Source organism: Streptomyces sp. WMMC500, from assembly GCF_027497195.1.
Classification (GTDB): Bacteria; Actinomycetota; Actinomycetes; order Streptomycetales; family Streptomycetaceae; genus Streptomyces.
The window spans coordinates 7,676,061-7,696,652 of sequence record NZ_CP114905.1 but is presented as its reverse complement, the minus strand read 5'-3'; the positions used below and the strand labels follow the sequence as shown (position 1 = coordinate 7,696,652).

Annotated in this window: 19 protein-coding genes; 5 read left to right on the top strand and 14 right to left on the bottom strand. The window is 74.1% G+C overall.

Annotated elements, in window-relative coordinates; translation table 11 throughout:
- Positions 1–2 precede the first annotated feature (2 nt).
- The 5 genes from O7599_RS33185 to O7599_RS33165 all read right to left on the bottom strand — a co-directional run bounded on the left by O7599_RS33185 (position 3) and on the right by O7599_RS33165 (position 6,180).
- Entirely contained in the window at positions 3–968 is a 966-nt protein-coding gene (locus O7599_RS33185) for an aldo/keto reductase (protein WP_281619300.1), read from the bottom strand.
- A 10-nt stretch (positions 969–978) separates the two neighbouring features.
- Entirely contained in the window at positions 979–1,983 is a 1,005-nt protein-coding gene (locus O7599_RS33180; RefSeq protein WP_281623621.1) for an ABC transporter permease, read from the bottom strand.
- A gap of 53 nt (positions 1,984–2,036) precedes the next feature.
- Positions 2,037–3,689 carry a sugar ABC transporter ATP-binding protein gene (locus O7599_RS33175; RefSeq protein ID WP_281619299.1) on the bottom strand — a complete coding sequence of 551 codons (1,653 nt, stop codon included), beginning with the start codon at positions 3,687–3,689 and terminating at the stop codon, positions 2,037–2,039.
- Between the two features lie 3 nt (positions 3,690–3,692).
- Positions 3,693–4,739 carry a sugar ABC transporter substrate-binding protein gene (locus O7599_RS33170; protein WP_281619298.1) on the bottom strand — a complete coding sequence of 349 codons (1,047 nt, stop codon included), beginning with the start codon at positions 4,737–4,739 and terminating at the stop codon, positions 3,693–3,695.
- Between the two features lie 121 nt (positions 4,740–4,860).
- Positions 4,861–6,180 (bottom strand): enolase C-terminal domain-like protein, encoded by a 1,320-nt coding sequence (locus O7599_RS33165; protein WP_281619297.1) that lies wholly within the window; start codon positions 6,178–6,180, stop codon positions 4,861–4,863.
- Between the two features lie 261 nt (positions 6,181–6,441).
- Between O7599_RS33165 and O7599_RS33160 the strand changes: the two genes are divergently transcribed.
- A complete protein-coding gene (locus O7599_RS33160) occupies positions 6,442–7,626 on the top strand; it encodes a PAC2 family protein (protein WP_281619296.1) in 1,185 nt (394 codons plus the stop codon).
- Between the two features lie 19 nt (positions 7,627–7,645).
- On the opposite strand, the gene mshC is transcribed toward O7599_RS33160, so the two are convergent.
- The 4 genes from mshC to O7599_RS33140 all read right to left on the bottom strand — a co-directional run bounded on the left by mshC (position 7,646) and on the right by O7599_RS33140 (position 11,293).
- Positions 7,646–8,875, bottom strand: a complete 1,230-nt coding sequence (mshC, locus tag O7599_RS33155) for a cysteine--1-D-myo-inosityl 2-amino-2-deoxy-alpha-D-glucopyranoside ligase (protein WP_281619295.1) — start codon at positions 8,873–8,875, stop codon at positions 7,646–7,648.
- Between the two features lie 162 nt (positions 8,876–9,037).
- Positions 9,038–9,913 carry an SCO1664 family protein gene (locus O7599_RS33150; protein ID WP_281619294.1) on the bottom strand — a complete coding sequence of 292 codons (876 nt, stop codon included), beginning with the start codon at positions 9,911–9,913 and terminating at the stop codon, positions 9,038–9,040.
- Complete coding sequence (locus O7599_RS33145; RefSeq protein WP_281619293.1) at positions 9,877–10,467, bottom strand: DUF3090 domain-containing protein; 591 nt, start codon at positions 10,465–10,467, stop codon at positions 9,877–9,879. Before O7599_RS33145 ends, O7599_RS33150 begins: the two co-directional genes overlap by 37 nt.
- 85 nt (positions 10,468–10,552) lie before the next feature.
- A complete protein-coding gene (locus tag O7599_RS33140) occupies positions 10,553–11,293 on the bottom strand; it encodes a histidine phosphatase family protein (RefSeq protein ID WP_281619292.1) in 741 nt (246 codons plus the stop codon).
- Positions 11,294–11,349: 56 nt separating this feature from the next.
- On the opposite strand from O7599_RS33140, the gene corA reads away from it, so the two are divergent.
- The gene (gene corA, locus O7599_RS33135) at positions 11,350–12,348 is read left to right on the top strand and encodes a magnesium/cobalt transporter CorA (RefSeq protein ID WP_281619291.1); all 999 of its coding nucleotides are present in this window, start codon (positions 11,350–11,352) and stop codon (positions 12,346–12,348) included.
- Between the two features lie 54 nt (positions 12,349–12,402).
- Here corA and O7599_RS33130 read toward each other — a convergent pair whose 3' ends face one another.
- Entirely contained in the window at positions 12,403–13,194 is a 792-nt protein-coding gene (locus O7599_RS33130) for a ferritin-like domain-containing protein (RefSeq protein ID WP_281619290.1), read from the bottom strand.
- Between the two features lie 219 nt (positions 13,195–13,413).
- Positions 13,414–14,463, bottom strand: coding sequence for an LLM class F420-dependent oxidoreductase (locus O7599_RS33125; protein WP_281619289.1), 1,050 nt, complete (start codon positions 14,461–14,463; stop codon positions 13,414–13,416).
- Between the two features lie 122 nt (positions 14,464–14,585).
- On the opposite strand from O7599_RS33125, the gene O7599_RS33120 reads away from it, so the two are divergent.
- Both O7599_RS33120 and O7599_RS33115 read left to right on the top strand, forming a co-directional pair.
- Positions 14,586–15,593: an aldo/keto reductase gene (locus tag O7599_RS33120; RefSeq protein ID WP_281619288.1), complete on the top strand. Its 1,008-nt coding sequence runs from the start codon at positions 14,586–14,588 to the stop codon at positions 15,591–15,593.
- On the top strand, positions 15,590–18,094 hold the full coding sequence (locus O7599_RS33115; protein WP_281619287.1) for a helix-hairpin-helix domain-containing protein: 2,505 nt from the start codon (positions 15,590–15,592) through the stop codon (positions 18,092–18,094). Before O7599_RS33120 ends, O7599_RS33115 begins: the two co-directional genes overlap by 4 nt.
- An 81-nt stretch (positions 18,095–18,175) precedes the next feature.
- Here O7599_RS33115 and O7599_RS33110 read toward each other — a convergent pair whose 3' ends face one another.
- Positions 18,176–18,940: a hypothetical protein gene (locus O7599_RS33110; protein WP_281619286.1), complete on the bottom strand. Its 765-nt coding sequence runs from the start codon at positions 18,938–18,940 to the stop codon at positions 18,176–18,178.
- 47 nt (positions 18,941–18,987) lie between these two features.
- On the opposite strand from O7599_RS33110, the gene O7599_RS33105 reads away from it, so the two are divergent.
- A complete protein-coding gene (locus O7599_RS33105; RefSeq protein WP_281619285.1) occupies positions 18,988–19,176 on the top strand; it encodes a DUF5703 family protein in 189 nt (62 codons plus the stop codon).
- Positions 19,177–19,329: 153 nt separating this feature from the next.
- On the opposite strand, the gene O7599_RS33100 is transcribed toward O7599_RS33105, so the two are convergent.
- Together O7599_RS33100 and O7599_RS33095 are read right to left on the bottom strand one after the other, a co-directional pair.
- A complete protein-coding gene (locus tag O7599_RS33100) occupies positions 19,330–20,175 on the bottom strand; it encodes a chaplin (RefSeq protein ID WP_281619284.1) in 846 nt (281 codons plus the stop codon).
- A 143-nt stretch (positions 20,176–20,318) separates the two neighbouring features.
- On the bottom strand, positions 20,319–20,552 hold the full coding sequence (locus tag O7599_RS33095; RefSeq protein ID WP_281619283.1) for a chaplin: 234 nt from the start codon (positions 20,550–20,552) through the stop codon (positions 20,319–20,321).
- Positions 20,553–20,592: the final 40 nt, after the last annotated feature.

Genomic DNA, 20,592 nt, shown 5'->3' with positions numbered 1-20,592 from the left:
GCTCAACCTCCCGCGGGTGCCGGCAGCGGCAGGTCGGCGTCGAGCAGCCCGCGTTCGACGAGGGCGGGCCAGAGCCCGTCGGGGATGTCGTACGCGAACATCTCCGCGTTCTCCTTGACGTCCTCCGGCCGGGAGCCCCCCGGGACGACCGAGATCACCGCCGGGTGCGCGAACGGGTAGCGGAGCGCCGCGGCCTTCAGCGGCACCCCGAACTCGGCGCACACCTCGGCGATCCCGCGCGCCCGCGCCACCACCTCGGCCGGCGCCTCGCGGTAGTGGAACCGGCCGCCGGGCCGCGGGTCGGCGAGCAGCCCGGTGTTGTAGACGCCGCCGACGACGACGGCGGTGCCGCGCCGTTCGCAGACGGGCAGCAGGTCGTCGTACGCGCTGCGCTCCAGCAGCGTCCAGCGGCCGGCACAGAGCACCACGTCGACGTCGAGGTCGGCGACGAGCCGGCCCAGGTGGTCGCTGAAGTTCATGCCGAAGCCGATGGCGCCGACGGCCTTCTCCGCCTTCAGCTCCGCGAGCGCGGCGAAGGCGGTCTCGTACACCTGCGGCAGGTGGTTCTCGACGTCGTGGAGGTACGCGATCTCCACGTGGTCGAGCCCCAGCCGCTCCAGCGACGACTCCAGCGTCGCCCGGATCCCGTCCCGGCTCAGGTCCCACACCCGCCCGCGGGCGGGGGTGCCGACGAAGTCGTGGGCGGGCTCGGACTCGCCGGGGCCCAGCGGCCGCAGCCGCCGGCCGACCTTGGTGGACACGGTGTACGAGTGCCGCGGCCGGCCCGCGAGCGCTCGGCCGAGGCGCTCCTCGGACAGCCCGACGCCGTAGTGGGGCGCGGTGTCGAAGTAGCCGTAGCCCTGGGCGAACGCGGTCTCGACGATCTCGGCCGCGGTGGCGTCGGACATCGCCCGGTAGAGGTTGCCGAGGTTGGCGCAACCGAGGCCGAGCCTGGATATGGGGGGCATCCGCCGCCTTTCAGTCCTGTTTCTCGCCGCTGACGAACCGGGAAATGACCAGGGCGACGATGATGATCGCCCCGTTGAGGAACTTCGTCCACTCCGCCGGCACGCCCGCGAGCGTCATCACGTTGATGACGAGCTGGAGGGTCAGCACGCCGGTCAGCGCCCCGAAGAGGGTGCCGCGCCCGCCGCGCAGGCTGATGCCGCCGATCACCGCCGCGGCGAACACCTGGAAGATCATGTCCTTGCCCTGGCCGGCGGAGACCGAGCCGTAGTGGCCGGTGTAGAGCACGCCGGCGAAGGCGGCGAGCATGCCGCCGATGGCCAGGACGACCCAGGTGATGCGGTCGACGCGGATGCCCGCGGCGCGCGCCGCCTCGGGGTTGCCGCCGATGGCGTACAGCGCGCGGCCGTGCCGCAGATACCCGAGCATCAGGCCGCCCACCGCGTACAGGCCGAGGCAGACGTAGACGGCGGCGGGGATGCCGAGCCAGCTCTCCTTGCCGAGGTAGGCGAAGGACTCGGGCACCTCGATGATGGACTTGCCGCCCGTGATGCCCTCGTGCAGGCCGCGCAGCATGACCAGCATGCCGAGCGTGGCGATGAATCCGTTGACTCGGAGTTTGAGGATGAGGAAGCCGTTGAACAGGCCGATCACGGCCCCGACGAGGAGGCACAGGAAGATCGACGTGCCAGACGGCAGCAGCTCGATGCCGGTGAACCGGCCGCCCTCGGCGGGCAGCACGAGCCAGAGCGCGATCACCGGTGCGACGCCGATCGTCGACTCCAGCGACAGGTCCATCCGGCCGCTGATGAGGATCAGGGCCTGCGCGAGGACCAGCAGCCCGAGTTCGGTGGACTGCTGGACGACGCCGATGAGGTTGTCGGAGGTCAGGAAGGCGGGCGAGACGATGAAGCCGATCACGCCGAGCACGAAGATGACGGGTACGAGCGAGAAGTCGCGCCAGCGGCCGAGGTCGATCTCCACCCCGCCGAGCTGCAACTGCGGCTTCTTCTCCACCGCCGCTCCGCCCTCGGCCGCGGCGGCCGGCGGCGCTGTGGACGTAGGCCGTGTCATGCTTGCTGCCCCTTTTCCCGCTGGTCCGGCCCGTCCGGCCGGTCTGGCTGGTCTGGCTGGCTCTGCTCGTTCTGCACGTTCTGCTGCTCCGGGCGTCCGGGTTCGATGCCCTCCATGGCGGCGACCAGCTCCCGGTCGGTCCAGCCGCCGTCGAACTCCGCGACCACCCGCCCGTGGAAGAGCGCGAGCACGCGGTCGCAGACGCGCAGGTCGTCCAGTTCATCGGAGACGATGACGGCGCCGCTGCCGCTCTCGGCCACCCGCCGGACGACGCCCAGCAGGGCGTCCTTGGACTTCACGTCCACGCCCGCGGTCGGCTTGATCGCCACCAGCACGCCGGGGTCCCGGGCGAGCGCGCGGGCGATGACGACCTTCTGCTGGTTCCCGCCGGACAGCCCGTCGACGTCCTGGCCGGGCCCGGAGGTCTTGATGTCCAGCGACTCGATCATGCGCTGCGCGAACCGGCGGGTCCGCGAGGGCAGCACCGTGCCGTACGGGCCGAGTTGGTCGGCGACGGTGAGCGTGGCGTTCTCCGCGACGCTGCGGCCGGGCACCAGGCCCTGTTCGTGCCGGTCCTCCGGTACGTACCCGATGCCGGCCTCCAGCGCGTGCGGCACGCTGCCGGTGCGGACGGCGGCGCCGCGCACCTCGACCCCGCCGCCGTCGGGCGCCCGCATGCCGACGAGGGTCTCCCCGATCGCCGTGTTGCCGCTGGCGGCGGCGCCGGCGAGGCCGACGACCTCGCCGGCGGCGACCGCCAGGTCGAGCGGCTCGTACGCGCCGGCGACGGCCAGCGCCCGCGCCCGCAGCACCGGCGCGACGCCGCCGTCCCCGGCGGGCGCGGTCGTGCCGGTCCGCGCCGCCTGGCCCGGGATCGCCCGGCTGGGCGACTCCTCCGCCACGGCCGCGCCGCCGGGGGGTGCCCCCTCGCCGGTCATCGCGGCGACGAGGTCCTCCTTCGGCAGTCCGGAGACCGGCGCGGTCAGGATGTGCCGCGCGTCGCGGAAGACGGTGACCGTGTCGCAGAGTTCGTAGACCTCCTGCAGGTGGTGGGAGATGAACAGGAAGGCGACCCCCTGCCGCTGCAGTTCGCGCAGCTTCCCGAAGAGGCGGTCGATGCCGCCGGCGTCGAGCCGGGCGGTCGGCTCGTCGAGGATGATCAGCCGCGCGCCGAAGCTGAGGGCTCGCGCGATCTCCACGAACTGCCGCTGCTCGACGCCGAGATCCTTCGCCCGCGCGGCGGGGTCCACCTCCACGCCGTACGCCGCGAGAAGCTCGCGGGCGCGTGAGCGCAGCCGGCGCCAGTTGATGGCGCCGGGGCCGGTGAAGCGGTTGAGGAAGAGGTTCTCGGCGACCGTGAGGTCCGGCACGATCATGAGCTTCTGGTAGACGCAGGCGACCTTGGCGCGCCAGGCCGACGTGTCGCCGAACGGCGGCGCGGGCTCGCCGGAGAAGGCGACGGTGCCCGCGTCGGGGCGCTCCATGCCGGTCAGCACGGAGACGAGGGTCGACTTCCCGGCGCCGTTGCGGCCGACGAGGGCGTGCGCCTCGCCGGCCGCGACCTCCAGGTGCACGCCGTCGAGCGCGAGCGTGGGGCCGAAGCGTTTGACGACGCCGTCGGCGCGTACGGCAGGGGGCGCCGCGGCCACGGCTCAGCCCTGCTTTTCGAGCTGGTTCGCCCACAGCTCGGGGTCGTCGACGTTCTCCTTGGTGACCAGCGGGGCGGGCAACTGGTCCTCCAGGCCGTTCGGGATCTTGACGATCTTCGAGCCGTGGTCGGTCTTGCCCGGCTTGAACTCCTTGCCCTTCAGCGCCTGCTGGGCGTAGAAGAGCGCGTACTCGGCGTAGAGGTCGGCGGGCTGGGAGACGGTGGCGTCGATCGTGCCCTCGCGGATGGCGTCCAGTTCCTCGGGGATGCCGTCGTTGGAGACGATCGTGATGTGGCCCTCCTCGCCGGCGGGCTTGAGCATGTTCTTCTGCTCCAGCAGCGCGAGGGTGGGCTGCAGGAAGACGCCGCCGGCCTGCATGTAGATGCCGTCGATCGACTTCTCCTTGGCCAGGACGCTCTGCAGCTTGGCGGAGGCGACGTCGCCCTTCCACTCGGTGGGCAGCTCGAAGACCTCCATGTCGGGGTACTTCTCGTCCATGCACTTCTTGAACGCCACCGAGCGGTCCCGGCCGTTGATGGAGGCCAGGTCGCCCTGGAACTCCACGACCTTGCCCTTGCCGCCGAGCTGCTCACCGAGGTACTCGCAGGCCTTGATGCCGTACGCCTCGTTGTCGGCCCGTACGACCATGTAGATCTCGCCCTTGTCGGGGCGGGTGTCGACGCTGACGACGGGGATGTCCTCCTCCGCCAGCCGCTCCAGGGTGGAGGCGACGGCGCCGGTGTCCTGCGGCGCCATGACGACGGCGTCGGCGCCCTGGTCGGTGAACGCCTGCACGTTGGCGACGAGCTTGCCGATGTCGTTCTGGGAGTTGGTGATCGGCAGGGCGTCGACCACGCCGTCCGAGACGCCCTTCTTCAGGTACTGGTGGTAGGAGTTCCAGAAGTCGCTGTCGGTGCGCGGCATGTCGATGCCGACCTGGCCGTCGGCGCCGGCCTCGTCGTTGCCGCGGTTGCAGGCGGCGAGCGGGGCGATGGCGAGGAGGGTGGTGCAGGCCGCGACGGCGGTCCTGCGGAGGCTGCGAGTCAGCATGGGAGTCCCGTCCCGTCGTTCGTCTCGGGTATGCGGCTGGGGGGTTCGGCTCGGGCCGCGGCGGGCCGGAGGGCCGGCCGCGCGGTCTCGGGTGCGGCGTGCGGTACGCCGGGCATGGGGCTCAGCTCCCCTGGTCCCGCTCGGCCACGGCCTGCCAGACGGGTCCGTCCGGGTAGCGGTGCGCGGCCAGCGACTCGGGGTGCATCCGCGCGGAGAAGCCGGGGGCCTCGGGCGCGCGGTAGCGGCCGTCGACGACGACGGCCGGGTCGGTGAAGTGCTCGTGGAGGTGGTCGACGTACTCGATGACGCGGTCCTCGCGGGTGCCGGAGACGGCGACGTAGTCGAACATGGCCAGGTGCTGCACCAGTTCGCACAGGCCGACGCCGCCGGCGTGCGGGCAGACCGGGACGCCGTACTTGGCGGCGAGCAGCAGGATGGCCAGGTTCTCGTTGACGCCGGCCACGCGGGCGGCGTCGATCTGCACGAAGTCGACGGCGCCGGCCTGGAGCAGTTGCTTGAACATCACGCGGTTGGCGACGTGTTCGCCGGTGGCGACCTTCACCGGCTGCCCGGCGCGTACGGCGGCGTGGCCGAGCACGTCGTCGGGGCTGGTGGGCTCCTCGATCCAGTGCGGCGCGTACGGGGCCAGGGCGGTCATCCAGCGCACCGCGTCGGCGACGTCCCAGCGCTGGTTGGCGTCCACGGCGATGCGGACGTCCGGGCCGACGGCCTCGCGGGCGAGCCGCATGCGCCGTACGTCGGCGTCGAGGTCGTCGCCGACCTTCAGCTTGATCTGCCCGAAGCCCTCGGCGACGGCGGCCTTGGAGAGCTGGACGAGCTTCTCGTCGGAGTAGCCCAGCCAGCCGGGGGTGGTGGTGTACGCGGGGTAGCCCTCGGCGCGCAGCCGGGCGGCCCGCTCGGCGCGGCCGGGTTCCGCGGCGCGCAGCAGGGCCAGCGCCTCGTCGGGGGTGAGAGCGTCGGAGAGGTAGCGGAAGTCGACGAGGGAGACCAGTTCCTCGGGGGTCATGCGGGCCAGGAACTCCCACACCGGCAGCCCGGCCTGCCCGGCGGCCAGGTCCCAGGCGGCGTTGACCACGGCACCCGCGGCCATGTGGATCACGCCCTTCTCCGGGCCGAGCCAGCGTAGTTGGGAGTCGTGGGTGAGGGTGTCGCACAGCTCGGCGAGCTCGGCGGCGGTACGCGGCGCGGGGCGGCCGACGACGTGGGGGGCAAGGGAGCGGATGGCGGCGGCGGTGACGTCGTTGCCGCGGCCGATGGTGAAGCAGAAGCCGTGGCCCTCGACGCCGGGCGCGTCGGTGCGCAGCACGACGTACGCGGCGGAGTAGTCGGGGTCGGGGTGCATGGCATCCGACCCGTCGAGCTCCAGGGAGGTGGGGAAGCGGATGTCGGAGACTTCCACATCGGTGACAGTCGGTCGCATGCGGGCTTCCCTCACACTTGGAACATCGGATCTTTGAACAGTCATCCGATGTATAGCCGGATGCGCTTGCCAACGTCCAGAGGCAGTGAGTGATTTATCCGCACGGACGCGCTGCCAACCCTCCTCAAGGGGAACACCTCGGATGAATCGGTACTCGTGCCGTACGGGATACGGCGCGTAGGCGGGAAAGCCTTAGGCTGGGGGCCGCGGGTCTCGGAGCATGTGGCCACAGGGGCCGTTACCGCCGGAAGGAGGCGCTGGGTGATCGAGCTGGAGGGGCTGCCCGAACTGGTCGATCCGGTGATGATCTGCGCCTTCGAGGGCTGGAACGACGCCGGTGACGCCGCCTCCTCCGCGGTGGGCCACCTCGACCGGGAGTGGAAGGGCGACGTCTTCGCGTCGCTGGACGCCGAGGACTACTACGACTTCCAGGTCAACCGGCCCACCGTCACCCTGCACGGCGGCGTACGGAAGGTCACCTGGCCCACCACGCAGTTGTCCGCGGTGCGGATCGCGGACGCCGACGGCAAGGGCCACCCGCGGGACCTCGTCCTCGTCCGCGGCATCGAGCCCAGCATGCGCTGGCGCTCCTTCTGCAACGAGATCCTGGGCTTCGCCCACGAGTTGGGCGTCGAGCTGGTCGTCCTCCTCGGCGCGCTCCTCGGCGACACCCCCCACACCCGGCCCGTGCCGGTGACCGGGGTGACCTCCGATCCCGAGCTGGCCGAGTCGATGGACCTGGAGGAGACCCGCTACGAGGGCCCGACGGGGATCGTCGGCATCCTCCAGGAGGCGTGCACCCACGCGGGCGTGCCGACCGCCAGCCTGTGGGCCGCCGTGCCGCACTACGTCTCCCAGCCGCCGAACCCGAAGGCCACCCTGGCGCTGCTCAACCGGCTCGACGACCTGATCGGCGTGCGCATCCCGCTCGGCGAGCTGCCCGAGGACGCGCGGGCCTGGCAGACGGGCGTGGACCAGTTGGCCGCGGAGGACAGCGAGGTCGCGGAGTACGTGCAGACGCTGGAGGAGGCCCGCGACACGGCGGAGCTGCCGGAGGCGTCGGGCGAGGCGATCGCGCGCGAGTTCGAGCGCTATCTGCGCCGCCGCGACCCGGGCGCGGGACCTTACCTGCGCGACCTCTCAGGACCGCAGCCCCTCGCGGACCTCACGGGGCGGGAGGAGCCGCGGGCGCCCGGCGAGCGCGGCGAGGACGACGGCGGCGAGGACGGCGGCGAGGACGAGGACGACGGCACGTCCGCGGCGGAGGGCGCCGCGGAGCCGGAGGACGACGGCCACGCCGACGAGAACGGCGAGAGCGGCGAGACCGGCGACAAGGGCGAGGCCACCGGAGCCGCCGGGGACTCCGAGACCGACGTCGCCGACACCCACGGCGACGGCGACGAGCCCCGCCCCGGCGGCGACGGCGGGACCGGCGACAAGGACTGACGCCGCGCCGCCCGCCCCGCTACAGGGCCACGCCCAGCAGCGCGTCCACCGCCCGCGAGACCACCCCGGGCGCCCCCGTGTCCGTACCGCCCCCGGCGCGCTGCAGCGCCGCCCAGCGGTCCACGGCGGCCAGCGCCGCCGGCGAGTCCAGGTCCTCCGCCAGCGCGGCCCGGATCTCCTCCACGAGCCCCTCCGCGGGCGGCCCCTCCGGCCGGGAGACGGCGTCGCGCCACTGCGCCAGCCGCCGCTCTGCCCGCTCCAGCCCGGAGGCGGTCCACTCCCAGTCCTCGCGGTAGTGGTGGTCGAGCAGCGCGAGCCGTACGGCCACGGGGTCGACGCCGTCGCGGCGCAACTGGGAGACGAAGACCAGGTTGCCCCTGGACTTCGACATCTTCTCGCCGTCGAGGGCGACGAGCCCGGAGTGCACGTACGTCTTGGCGAAGGGGAACTCGCCGGTCAGCACCTGCGCGTGGGACGCGCCCATCTCGTGGTGCGGGAAGATCAGGTCGCTGCCGCCGCCCTGGACGTCGAAGCTCATGCCGAGGTGGTCCAGCGAGATGGCGACGCACTCGATGTGCCAGCCGGGCCGGCCGCGGCCGAGGGAGCCGCCGTCCCAGCTCGGCTCGCCCTCGCGGGCGGCGCTCCACAGCAGCGGGTCGAGCGGGTTCTTCTTGCCGGCGCGGCCCGGGTCGCCGCCGCGCTCGGCGGACAGCTCGCGCATGGTCGCGGCGCCGAGCCCGGAGACGGTGCCGAAGCGGGGGTCGCACTCGACCGAGAAGTAGACGTCGCCGTCGAGCTCGTACGCCGCGCCGGCGTCGCGCAGCCGCTCCACCAGGGGCACGATGCCCGGTATCGCCTCCACCGCGCCGACGAACTCGCGGGGCGGCAGGTTCCGCAGGGCCGTCATGTCGTCGCGGTACAGGTCCGTCTCGCGGTCGGCGAGCGCGGTCCACTCCTCGCCCGTCTCGGCGGCCCGGACGAGCAGCGGGTCGTCGACGTCGGTGACGTTCTGCACGTAATGGACCTGCCGCTTGTTGTCCAGCCAGACGCGCTGCACGAGGTCGAACGCGGTGTAGGTGGCCGCGTGCCCCATGTGGGTGGCGTCGTAGGGGGTGATGCCGCAGACGTAGATGCGGGCCTCCGGGCCGGGATCGAGGGTGACGAGCCCTCCGGTCGCGGTGTCGTGGAGGCGGAGGTCGCGGCCGGTGCCGGGGAGCACCGGGACCTCGGGAGCAGGCCAGGCATGCATGTCACGAGCGTAACCGCCGGTTGCCTGGTGAAACGACCGGGGCGACGCGAGGCCGCGGTTTCGGACAGGGGTGGGAGGGTTCGCACGGAATATGACCGGGGGCGGCGACGTGGGCGGCCCCGCCGGGTGCCCGGGCGGTACGCGAATGCCGTCCGGGCGGACTCAGACCGGCGGCCAGGGGATGGCCGGCCACGCGCCGCCGGGCTCGGGGTGCCGTCCCGAGGCCAGCAGCGCGACGGTACGGGCGCGCAGCGCGGCCACCTCCGCCGGGGTGATCAGCGGCGCCAGCCGGGCGGCCAGCGGCCCGTCCGCGGCGAGGCCGTCCGCGAGCCGGCGCAGCACGGTGACGGCCTCGGCGGGCAGCGGCTCGCCGGCCCACCCCCACAGCAGCGTGCGGAGCTTGTCGTCGGTGTGGAACGTCACGCCGTGATCGATGGCGTAGAGCCTGCCGCCGGCGGCGGGCAGGAGGTGGCCGCCCTTGCGGTCGCCGTTGTTGATCACGGCGTCGAGGACGGCGAGGCGGCGCAGCCGTACGTCGTCGGCGTGCACGAGCAGCGCGGGGCGGCCCTCGCCGGTCTCGGCGAGGCCGACGGCCTTCCAGCCGGGTCCCGGCTCGTCGCCCTCGACGAGGGCGAGCAGGTCGGCGCCGGCGGACGCCGCCCGGCCGGTTTCGTCCTCCGCGTCCGGGGACGGGATCCAGAGCTGGCACATGCCCTCGCCGAACGGCCCGTCCCGCAGCACCGTCGCCGGCACCAGACCCCAGCCGGTGGCCTCCGAGACCTCGTACGCCGCGACCTCGCGCTGCGCCAGCGTGCCGTCCGGGAAGTCCCACAGCGGCCGCTCCCCCGCGACCGGCTTGTACACGCACTCCGCCGTGCGCCCGTCGTGGGCGACGGTGCAGAACAGGACCGCGTTCGACGCGCCGCGGATGCGCCCGGCGACGGTCAGCTCGCCGCCGGTGAGCAGCGTGCGGGCCTCGTCGGGCGCCAGGGCGAGCGGGCTCACTCTCCCCGGCGGTATCCGTTCTGGCGCGGACATACGTGTCCCTCCGGGTCGAGCGGCAGGCTGCACAGCGGGCAGGGCGGCCGGCCGGCGTTCACCACGTCGTTGGCCCGCTTGGCGAAGGCGCGCGCCATCTGCCCGGTGAGGCGTACGCGCAGCATCGGGGGGCCGTTCTCGTCGTCCTGCAGCAGCGCCTCCTCGGCCGCCGCCAGGTCCTCGTCGGAGTCGGCGTCCAACTCGACCAGGGCCTGCGCCTCGACGACCATGCGCTCGCTCTCCGCGTCCCACGCCAGCGCCATCGTGCCGACCCGGAACTCCTCCTCGATGGGGGCGTCCAGGGGCGCGGTGTCGGACAGCTCGGCGGGGGCGACGGCAGGCACGTCGCTGGTGCCGCCGCTGCGCCGTACCACCTCGTCGAGAAGCTCGTCGATCCGCTGGGCCAGCGCGGCCACCTGCGCCTTCTCCAGCGCCACACTGGTGGTGCGGCCGGACTTGGACGCCTGCAGGAAGAAGGTGCGGCGCCCCGGCAGCCCGACCGTGCCGGCCACGAAGCGGTCCGGCGGGTCGTAGAAGTAAACCTCACGCGGCACGTGCTGCTCCGATTGCTCGACTCCTGAACGGGATCCGCTGCGGGACCGATCCGACCACCCTACTGCGCGAGCTGATCATCGGGGATCAACCGGCTCCGGCACCGCCGCCCACCTCCGCGGCGGACGCGTCCGCCGCGCTCCCCCGCGCGCTCTCCTGCGCCGCTTCCGCTTCCGCGCCCGGTTCCGCCGGGGGCGGCGGCGCGAGGCCGTCGAGGCCGCCGGTGTCGCCGAGGCGCAGCACGAAGGGGCGCAGCGGGGTGTACCGGATCGCGGTCACGGAGGCGGGGCCGACGGCGATGCGCTGGAAGAGGTCGAGGTGCATCCCGAGGGCGTCCGCCACCACGGACTTGATGACGTCACCGTGGCTGCACATCACGTACAGCGCCTCCGGGCCGTGCTCGTCGGTCACGGTGGCGTTCCAGTCCCGGACCGCCTCGACGGCGCGCGCCTGCATCGCGCGCATCGTCTCGCCGCCGGGGAACCCGGCCGCCGAGGGATGCTGCTGCACGGTGTCCATCAGGGGGTCCTGCGCCAGCTCGGCGAGCTTGCTGCCGGTCCAGTCCCCGTAGTCGCACTCGTTCAGCCGCTCGTCGACGTGCACCGGCAGCTCCGGGCGGGCGGCCAGCAGCGGCTTCAGCGTCTCGCGGCAGCGTTCGAGCGGGCTGGTGACCACGGCGGCGGGCGCCAGAGCGGCCAGCCGCGCGGGCAGCGCGACGGCCTGCTCGGTGCCGCGCTCGTCCAGCCCGACGCCCGGGCTGCGGCCGGCGAGCACGCCGTCCACGTTGGCCGTGGACCGGGCGTGCCGGAGCAGGAGGAGGGTGGGCATGCCAGCCAGCGTACGTCCTGCGAGACAGCCGGCAGGGTTCGGGAAAGAATGACGAGGTGATCGTCGACTGCGCGCTCTACCGGCACGGCCGGCGGGTGGCCGCACACGCGGACGTCCAGGCCCTGCTCACGCGGGCGCGCGCCGAGGAGGACGCCTTCTGCTGGATCGGGCTCTTCGAACCCTCGCGCGGGGAGTTCGACGCCGTCACCCACGGTCTGGGCCTGCACCCGCTCGCGGCGGAGGACGCGGTCACCGCGCACCAGCGGCCGAAGCTGGAGGTCTATGACGCGGCGCTGTTCCTCGTGCTCAAGCCCGTGCTCTACGACGACCGCACCGACACCATCACCGTCAGCGAGATCAACGTCTTCGTCGGCGACTCCTTCGTGGTCACCGTGCGGCACGGCGAGGCGAACCCGCTCGGCGGCGTGCGGGCCCGGCTGGAGCAGCAGCCGGACGTGCTGGCGCACGGTCCGACGGCGGTGGTGTACGCGGTGTGCGACGCCGTCGTCGACAACTACCTCGACGTCGCCGACGACTTCCACACCGACCTGGAGGAGCTGGAGGCCGACGTCTTCCAGCCCGGCGGTGCGGACACCCGCAGGTCCGCCGCGCGCATCTACGACTTCAAGCGGCAGGCGCTGGAGTTCCGCCGCGTCACCGGCCCGCTGACCGACCCGATCGCGCGGCTGTCGGGGACCGGGCTGCCCTTCGTGGGCGAGGGGGCGCGGCCGTTCTTCCGCGACGTCGGCGACCATCTCGCGCGCGTCAACGAGCACGGGGAGACCATCGACCGGCTGCTGTCCGACATCCTCTCCGCCCACCTGGCACGGGTGGGGGTGCAGCAGAACGACGACATGCGCAAGATCTCCGCGTACGCCGCCATGGCCGCGGCGCCGACCGTGATCGGCAGCATCTACGGCATGAACTTCGACCACATGCCGGAGCTGCACTGGACGCTGGGGTATCCGGCGGTGCTGCTGCTGATGGCGTCGGTGGTGCTGTGGCTGTACATGTTCTTCCGCCGGCGCGGCTGGCTGGGCAGCGACGGGCGCTGACGGCCGGAGCTGCCGTGTGTGTGCCCTGTGTGTGCCGTGTGCGTGCCGTTCGCGTCAGGCGAACTCGGTCGCGGTGCGCGGCGGCGGGCCGCCGAGGGCGTCGCGGCGCTCCGGCATCCGCAGCGAGACCATCCGCCGCCAGCCGCCGGCGCGTTCGTACGCGTACACCGCCTGGATGCCCGCGGACAGCAGCGCACGCCTGGCCCGCGACCACTTCAGGATCCGCCCCATGTGGGCCATCACCGCGTGGCTCACGTCCCGGTACACGCGGATCTCCGCGAGGGCCGCCTCGCGCAGCGCGGCCTGTACGCGCCGGCCGTGGCCCCGCGCGGCCATGCCGAGCAGCTCCTCGTGGCAGTAGGCGAGGTGGTTGTCCTCGTCGTGGGAGATCATCCGCACCGCGCGGCCGATGTCCGGGTGGTCGCCGAAGTACTTGAGGAGCATCCGCATCTGGTCCGACGCCCGCTGCTCGGTGACCCGGCTGTGCGCGAGGTACGTGATGATGTCGGCCTCGGTGAGCTGCCGGTCGCGGCGCAGTTGGTCGTGGGCGAGGCCGATGCCGATGCCCTCCAGCAGCATCGTGTAGTCCGTCTCGCCGGGCACGTCCACCGGCTCCACGCCGCGCTTCTTCATGAGGGCGTGGAAGATGCGGCCGTGCTTGTCCTCGTCGGCGCCGTGCCTGGCCACCTTGGGGGCGAGCTCCCGGTACGAGTCGGGGACGAGGACGGAGATCCGGGCGTTCTCCCAGCCGCCCTGGGCCTCCCCGGCGGCGGCGATGGAGCAGAACAGCCGGAACGTCTCGTCGTTGTCCAGGATCTCCTGGTACAGGTCCTTGGCCGAAAGCATGTCACCGCCGCCTCTCTCCGCCCGAATACACCCGTATCCGAGTGAATGACGGAGATGCGTTCGACGCAACACCGCGGTGCGCACCATCCGCCATGCGGGCGATCCCGTAACCGATCGGCGGATGGCGCGTTGGGTGGGGGACGGCCGTGGCGGGGAGGACCCCGAGCCCCCACCACGGCCGCGGCGCCGCTCGGGCCCGGGGGCTCTGGAGCTGCGGGGTCAGGCGAGGCCGGCGCGGTCCAGCGCCTCCGCTCCCGCGCGCACGCCGGCGATGCGCTCCTCCCGGGTGAATCCGGAGGGCGCCAGCGACAGGGACGTCACGCCCGCCTCCGCGTACGCCCGCATCCGGTCCGCGATCCGCTCCACCGGGCCGAGCAGCGTGGTGGAGTCGATCAGCTCCTGCGGCACGGCGGCGGCCGCGGCGGCCTTGTCGCCGGCGAGGTACGCGGACTGGATCTCGGCGGCCTCGCGCTCGTACCCCATGCGTCCGGCGAGCCGGTTGTAGAAGTTCTGCTCGGCGCTGCCCATGCCGCCGACGTAGAGGGCGGTGTACGGGCGGAAGACGTCCGCGAGCGCGGACACGTCGTCTCCCAGCGCCAGCGGGACGGTGGGGACGATGTCGAAGCCCGCCATGTCCTTGCCGGCCTTCGCGCGCCCGGCGCGCAGGTGGCGCAGGGTGGTCTCCTCGGCGTGCTCCGGCGAGTAGAAGATGAGCAGGGCGCCCTCGGCGATCTCGCCGGTCTGCTCCAGGTTCTTCGGGCCGATGGCGGCGATGTAGACGGGGATGTGCTCGCGCACGGGGTGCACGGTCAGCTTGATGGGCTTGCCGGGACCGTCGGGAAGGGGCAGCGTCCAGTGCTCGCCCGCGTACGACAGCCGCTCACGCGACAGCGCCCTGCGCACGATCTCCACGTACTCGCGGGTGCGCGCGAGCGGCTTGCCGAACCGCACCCCGTACCAGCCCTCGGAGACCTGCGGGCCGGAGACGCCGATGCCGAGGCGGAAGCGGCCCTCGGTGAGGGAGTCGAGGGTGGCGGCGGTCATCGCGGTCATGGCGGGGGCGCGGGCGGGGATCTGGAAGATCGCGGAGCCGACGTCGATGCGCTCGGTCTTGGCCGCGACCCACGTGAGCACGGTGGCGGCGTCGGAACCGTACGCCTCCGCCGCCCAGCACACGTCGTAGCCGAGGCGGTCGGCCTCCTGGGCGACGGCGAGGTTGTCGGCGTCCATGCCGGCGCCCCAGTAGCCGAGGTTGATCCCGAGCCGCATGCGGGCCTCCTGCTCTCCGGCGCCTCGCGCCGAGGTTTCGTACCGGTGGGTAATATATCTGTGCGACTCTAGCGTGACCGTCCCCGCCGCGCAGTGCGCCGTCCCCAGTAATCTCAACGCCCATGGAGCACAGGCAACTCGGCCGCACCGGCCTTCGCGTCTCCCGCTTGGGACTGGGCACCCTCACCTGGGGGCGGGACACCGGAGAGCCCGAGGCGGCCGGCCTGCTGAAGACGTTCTGGGAGGCCGGCGGGACGCTCGTCGACACCGCCGACGTGTACGCGGACGGCGGGGCGGAGTATCTGCTGGGGCGCCTGCTGGGGAACCTCGTACCGCGGCGGGAGATCGTCGTCGCCACGAAGGCGGGCAGCGTGCCCGACCCCGAGCGCCGCTTCGACACCTCCCGGCGGCACCTGCTCGGCGCGCTCGACGCCTCGCTGGAGCGGCTGGGCACCGACTACGTCGACCTCTGGCAGGTGCACGCCTTCGACCCGTACACGCCCATGGACGAGACCCTCCAGGCCCTCGACACCGCCATAGCGAGCGGCCGGGCGCGCTACGCGGGTGTCAGCAACTTCAGCGGCTGGCAGCTCGCCAAGGCCGCGACCTGGCAACTCGCCGGCGTCGCGGGCGGCGGCGGGGGCGCGGTGGGCGGGCGGACCCGGCTGGCGTCGACGCAGATGGAGTACTCGCTGCTGCAGCGCGGGGTGGAGCGGGAGGTGCTGCCGGCGGCGCTGGACCTGGGCGTGGGCCTGCTGCCGTCGTCGCCGCTCGGCCGCGGCGTCCTGACCGGCAAGTACCGCGACGCCACGCCCCCGGGCTCGCGCGGCGCCTCGGAGCACCTGGCGCCGTTCGTCGCGCCGTACCTGGATGAGGAGGCGAGCCGGGTGGTCGACGCGGTGACCACGGCGGCGGACGGGCTGGCGGTGACGCCGCTGGAGGTGTCGCTGGCGTGGGTACGGGACCGGCCGGGGGTGGCGGCGCCGCTGGTGGGGGCGCGCAACGCCGAGCAGTTGACGGCGGCGTTGTCGGTGGAGGGTCTTACGCTTCCTGACGAGATCTGCCGGGCGCTGGACGACGTGTCGGCGCCGGTGCACCGCTATCCCGATCAGGACTGGAGCACGCTGTGAACGACGCACGGGAGGCCGCGGGGCCCGCGGGGGCCGCCGAAGCGGCGGCGGGGGGCGGCACGGGGCCGGAGGCCGCGGAGGACGGCACCGGGGCGGGCGTCGGGACCGGCGGGGATGCGGGGCCCGGTGGCGGTGGCGAGGGCGCGGGATCCGGCGCGAGCGCGGAGCCCGGCGGGACTGGCGGGACTGGCGGGACTGGCGGGACTGGCGACGATGCACCGGCCGATGGCACCGGCGAGAGCGCCGACGGCGGCGGCGAGGAGCGCGCGCGGCGGGCGGCGGTGGCCGTCGAGAGCGGCGCGGCACTGACCGGCAAGGCGGCGGAGCTGCTGGCCGCCGTACGGGCCGTGGAGCGGGGCGAGCGCGCCGCCGCCGCGTTCTTCCCCGCCCCGGCGCGGGCACCGGCGCCCCGGCCCGCGCGGAGCGCGGCACCGGCGGCCGGGCCGGCCGCCGGGGTCGAGGCCGGAGCCGGTGTCGGTGCCGAAGCCGGTGCCGGTGCCGAAGCCGGTGTCGGAGCCGGGCCCGAGCAGGGGCAGCCCGTGCGTGCGCCGGAGCCGAGCGCGGAGGCGGTGGCCGCCGTGCGGCAGTTGCTCGCCGGCGCGGGCGTCCCCGAGGAGCCGGGCGCCCGCGCCGCGGCGCACTTCGGCGAGGGCGCGGCGGAGTTGTTGCGTACGGACCCCTGGCAGTTGCTCGCGGTGCCGGGCGTACGGCCCTCGCAGGCCGACGAGTTCGCCCGCGGGCTGCTGGAGTCCGCCGAGCCGGGCGACGGCCGCCGGGTGGAGGCGCTGGTGGGCTGGCTGCTGACGCAGGCGGCCCTCAGGGGGCACACCGCGCTGGAGTTCCCGGCGCTGGCCGAGGCGCTGGCGGGGTACGGGGTGCCGGAAGCCGGGGAGGCGCTGCGCGAGGCGGCGGCGACGGGCGGCGTACTGGCCTTCGAGGAGCGGGAGGATCCGCCCGCGGCGCAGAGCGCCCCGGAGGGCGGCGAGGAGGGCGAGGAGGAGATCCCCGTACGGCTGCTCCTCGGCCTGGAGCGCTACGCGATGGCGGAGGAGAGCCTGGCGGACGGCCTGTCCCGCCTCATGAGCACGTGCACGCCGCCTCCGGCGGGTTCGGCCGACGACGACGGCGGGGCGGCCGACCCTGCGGCCGGCGGAGCCGCGACGGACGCGCAGACAGCGCCGGCCGGCCCCCCGTCCGGCCCACCCGGCCCACGGGACACGGACACGGCCGTCCGAACCGCGGGGGCGGGTGCGTGGGAGGCTGCGGCCGGCGCCGCCTCGTCGCCCTCGGCCGCCGAGCTGATCCGCGCCGTCGCGGGGAGCGGGCTCGTGGTGCACACCGGCGGCGAAGCCGCCCGGGCGGAGCCCGCGGCCCTGGTCGCCGCGGCCCGCGCCCTGGGGCTGCGCGCGTACGCGGCCACCCACACCGACGACGGCCGCACCCGCCTGGCCGCCCTGCTCGCCGCGGCGGCTGGCGGGCCGGAGTCGGCGGGCGGGCCGGCGGACGCAGCCGTACCGGGCGGCTCCGCACCCGGAACCGACCCGGCCGCCGGCGGAGCCGTGACCGTGCGCGGGCTGCTCTCCGGGCGGGAGGGCCCCGGGCGCGACGCGGACGGGGTGCTCGGCATCGACGTGCTGGCCGTGCTGGACGCGCCGCAGCTCGACGCCGAGGCCGCCGCGGCCCTCGTCGAGGCGCTGCCCGACGGTGCCCGGCTGGTCCTCAGCGGCGACCCCGGGCTGCTGGAGTCCGCCGGCCCCGGCCGGGTCTTCGCCGACGTCGCCGCCGCCCGGGTCTGCCCGCGGGTGACGTCCCGTACCCCCGATCCCGGCCCGATCGGCGAGCTTGTCTCCGGCATCGGCGTCGGCGAGCTTCAGGCCGTGGCGGCGCCCGGCAAGGAGGTGGTGATCGTCCCGGTGCAGGACCCCGGCGAGGCGGTCCACCGCACGGTGCAGCTCGTCGCGGACTCCGTGCCGCGCGCTCTCGGGGTGCCCGCCGCGGACACGCAGGTGATCGCCGTGGGGCACGGCGGCGCCGCCGGCACCCGGGTGCTGAACGCGGCGCTGAAGGAGCGGCTGAACCCCGGCCCCGGCGCGTTCGGCGGCTTCGACGCGGGCGATCGCGTCGTCTACGTCCCCGCCCCCGGCACCGCCGTGCCCGGCCTGGTCACCTCCGGTGACGACGCGGGGCTGCACCTCGACTGCGGCGGCACCGCCGTCGTCGTCCGGCCGGACCGGGTGGGCGAGGCCGTGCGGCACGGGTGGGCGCTGACCGCGCACCAGGCGGCGGGGCGGCGCTGGCCGGCCGCGGTGGTCGTCGTGCCCGGGGACGCGGAGGCGGCGCTGAGCCGGGCGTGGGCGTACACGGCGTTCGGCCGCGGCGAGCGGCACCTGTCCGTCGTGCACGGCGCGGGCCCCGTGCTGGCCCGGCGCCTCGCGGAGGTGCCGGCCCCGCCGCGTACGACACGGCTACGGGGCCTGCTCGCCGCCCAGGCGCAAGCCTGACCGCGAGGCCCGGCCCCGGCCGCCCTGTACGGGCACGAAGGGGCCCGGCGCCTGCGCGCCGGGCCCCCGCTGCGACCACGCTCAGCGGCCGGTGTCCACCCGCTCCAGCTCGTCGTCGCCGTCGTCCAGGTCGTCGAGCGCGTCGACCGCCCGGCCGTCCTCCCTGCCCTCGGCGTCCGCGTCCTCGTCCTCGAGGTCCGCCTCGTCGTCCGCGTCGAAGTCCAGCTCGTCCTCGAACGACGCACTGACGTCGAAGCGGCAGATGACCAGCTCGGGGTCGACCTGGTCGAACGGCGCCGACAGCCACTCCCCCGGCTCCGCCGGCTCCTCCGCCGCCGCCACCCACACCGCGGAGTCGCCCTCGGAGAGGCCGAACTCCCGGTGCCGCGAGGCGATCTCGTCGGGTTCGAACTCGCCGAAGAGCACCCCGACCGCCGCCGTCAGGCTGCTGCCCACGGCCTCCCGGTCGTCGGCGTCGTCCACGCCCGCGACGTCCGGGTCGAGGTCGGCGATGCGCTGCGCCTGAGCCAGCAGCCGGTGCGGCTCCGCCACGGTGTAGTCCCGGCGGATGAGGACGCTGAGCGCCCCCGGCTCGTCGGGCCCGGTGTAGGCGGGCAGCGTGTCGCTGCTGGGGATTTCGAAGGGGGTCACTTCGTCGTGGACCTCGTACAACACCTCGTCGTACGCCTCGGCTGCCGCTGCCAGCTCCTCGAAGGCGGCATAGACGGCGGAGCCCTCCTCGCCCGACCGGCGCTCGACCGCTTCGAGGTGGCGGTCGATCGCGGCTTTCAGCGCCGACGCGGCGGCGCGTACCTCGGCAGCCGTAGGCTGCGCAGCATCAGACATAGTGCAGACGCTATCCGGAGCGAGGCACTTTCCGCACAATGGATGCGATGCCGGAATACGAGTTTCGTGATGTCTATGTGCCGCGGGGAGTCTCCCGGGCCGCCGCGGCCAGGCTCTTCACCGACCAAGCCGAGTACGGGCACTGGGAGTTGCACCGGCTGCGGCTGTATCCCGACGGCAGCCGCAGGGCGCGGCTGAGGCGCCGGATCATCAGGCAGGTGCGGGCGACGTGGTGAGCCCCGTTGACGCGTGACCACCGCGGGGACACGCCGCTGACCTGCGGCTTCTACGCGCCCAAGGGGGCGGCGCCGGAGGGTGCCCGACGTGGGCGGACACGGCGGAGGGGCGGGTCCGGCTCGCCGGACCCGCCCCTGCCGTCGGCTACTTGATCAGGCCGCGGAAGCGCGGGCGCGGCGGTAGAGGACCGCGCCGCCCAGCAGCAGGCCGCCGCTGATCGGGACGATGGCCCCCAGCGGGATCTCGGAGCCGGTCTCCGCGAGCTTTTCCGCGGGGACGGGGGCGACGTGCGTCTCGTGCTTCGGCGGGGTACGCCGCTCCTCGGGCCGGTCCGGGGTGTCGGACCGCTCGGGGGTGTCCGCCACGTCGGGCCGGTCAGGCTCCTCCGGCGGCGCCTCGTGCCTGGGCGGCTTCGGGATGGCGCCGTTGGCGCACTCGTTGCCGAAGACGGCGTTGCCGAGGCCGATGAGGTTGGCGGAGTTCCCGCACGCGTTCACCGGTACGTCCACGGGCACCTGCACCGTGTTGCCGGAGAGCACACCCGGGGACTGCGACGACAGGCCCTGGGCATGGGCGCCGCCGCCTGTGGTGTTGCCACGGGTCGGACCGCTCTGGGTGTCGGCCTGACCGCTCTGGGTGCCGTTCTGGCCGCCCTGGCTGCCGGTCTGGCCGCCCTGGCTGCCGGTCTGGCCGCCCTGGCTGCCGGTCTGGCCGCTCCGGACGCCGGTCTGGCCGCCGGCGCTCTTCGTGCCGCCGCCGTCGTTGACGCAGGTGTTGCCGAACGCGGGGTTGAGCAGCCCGCCGGCGTTCACCGAGTTGCCGCACGCGTTCACCGGAGCGTTGACCGGCACCTGCACCGTGTTGCCTGAGCCGATGCCGGGTGAGTTCTGCGCGACGCCCTCGGCGCCCGCGTCCGCCTGGGCGGCGGCGCCTGCGGCGACCAGCATGCCGCCCGCGGCGGCGATGCTGAACAAGCCCTTCCTTGCGACATGTCGCATGGGTCTTTTCCTGCCTTCTGAGCTCTGGGTACGCGAGCAGGCGGGCCGTCCCCGCCCTGCTCGTCCAAAAAGCCCGTCCGGCCCCGGAGCGCTGCTGCGCGCTCCGGGGCCGTCCGGTTCACCCCCTCAAGGGAGGTTCGACGTCACTTGTTGACGCAGGTGTTGCCGAACGCCGGGTTCAGCAGACCGATGATGTTCACGGTGTTGCCGCAGACGTTCACGGGGACGTGAATCGGGGCCTGCACGACGTTGCCGGACAGCACGCCCGGGGACTGCAGGGCAGCGCCCTGAGCGCCCGCGTCGGCGGCGGCGACGCCGGCGCCCGCGAGCACGAGGCCGCCCGTGGCGGCCGCCACAGCGACAACCTTCTTGATCATTCTTCCTCCTCATCGACGGTGCGGCCCCAGCAGCGGACCG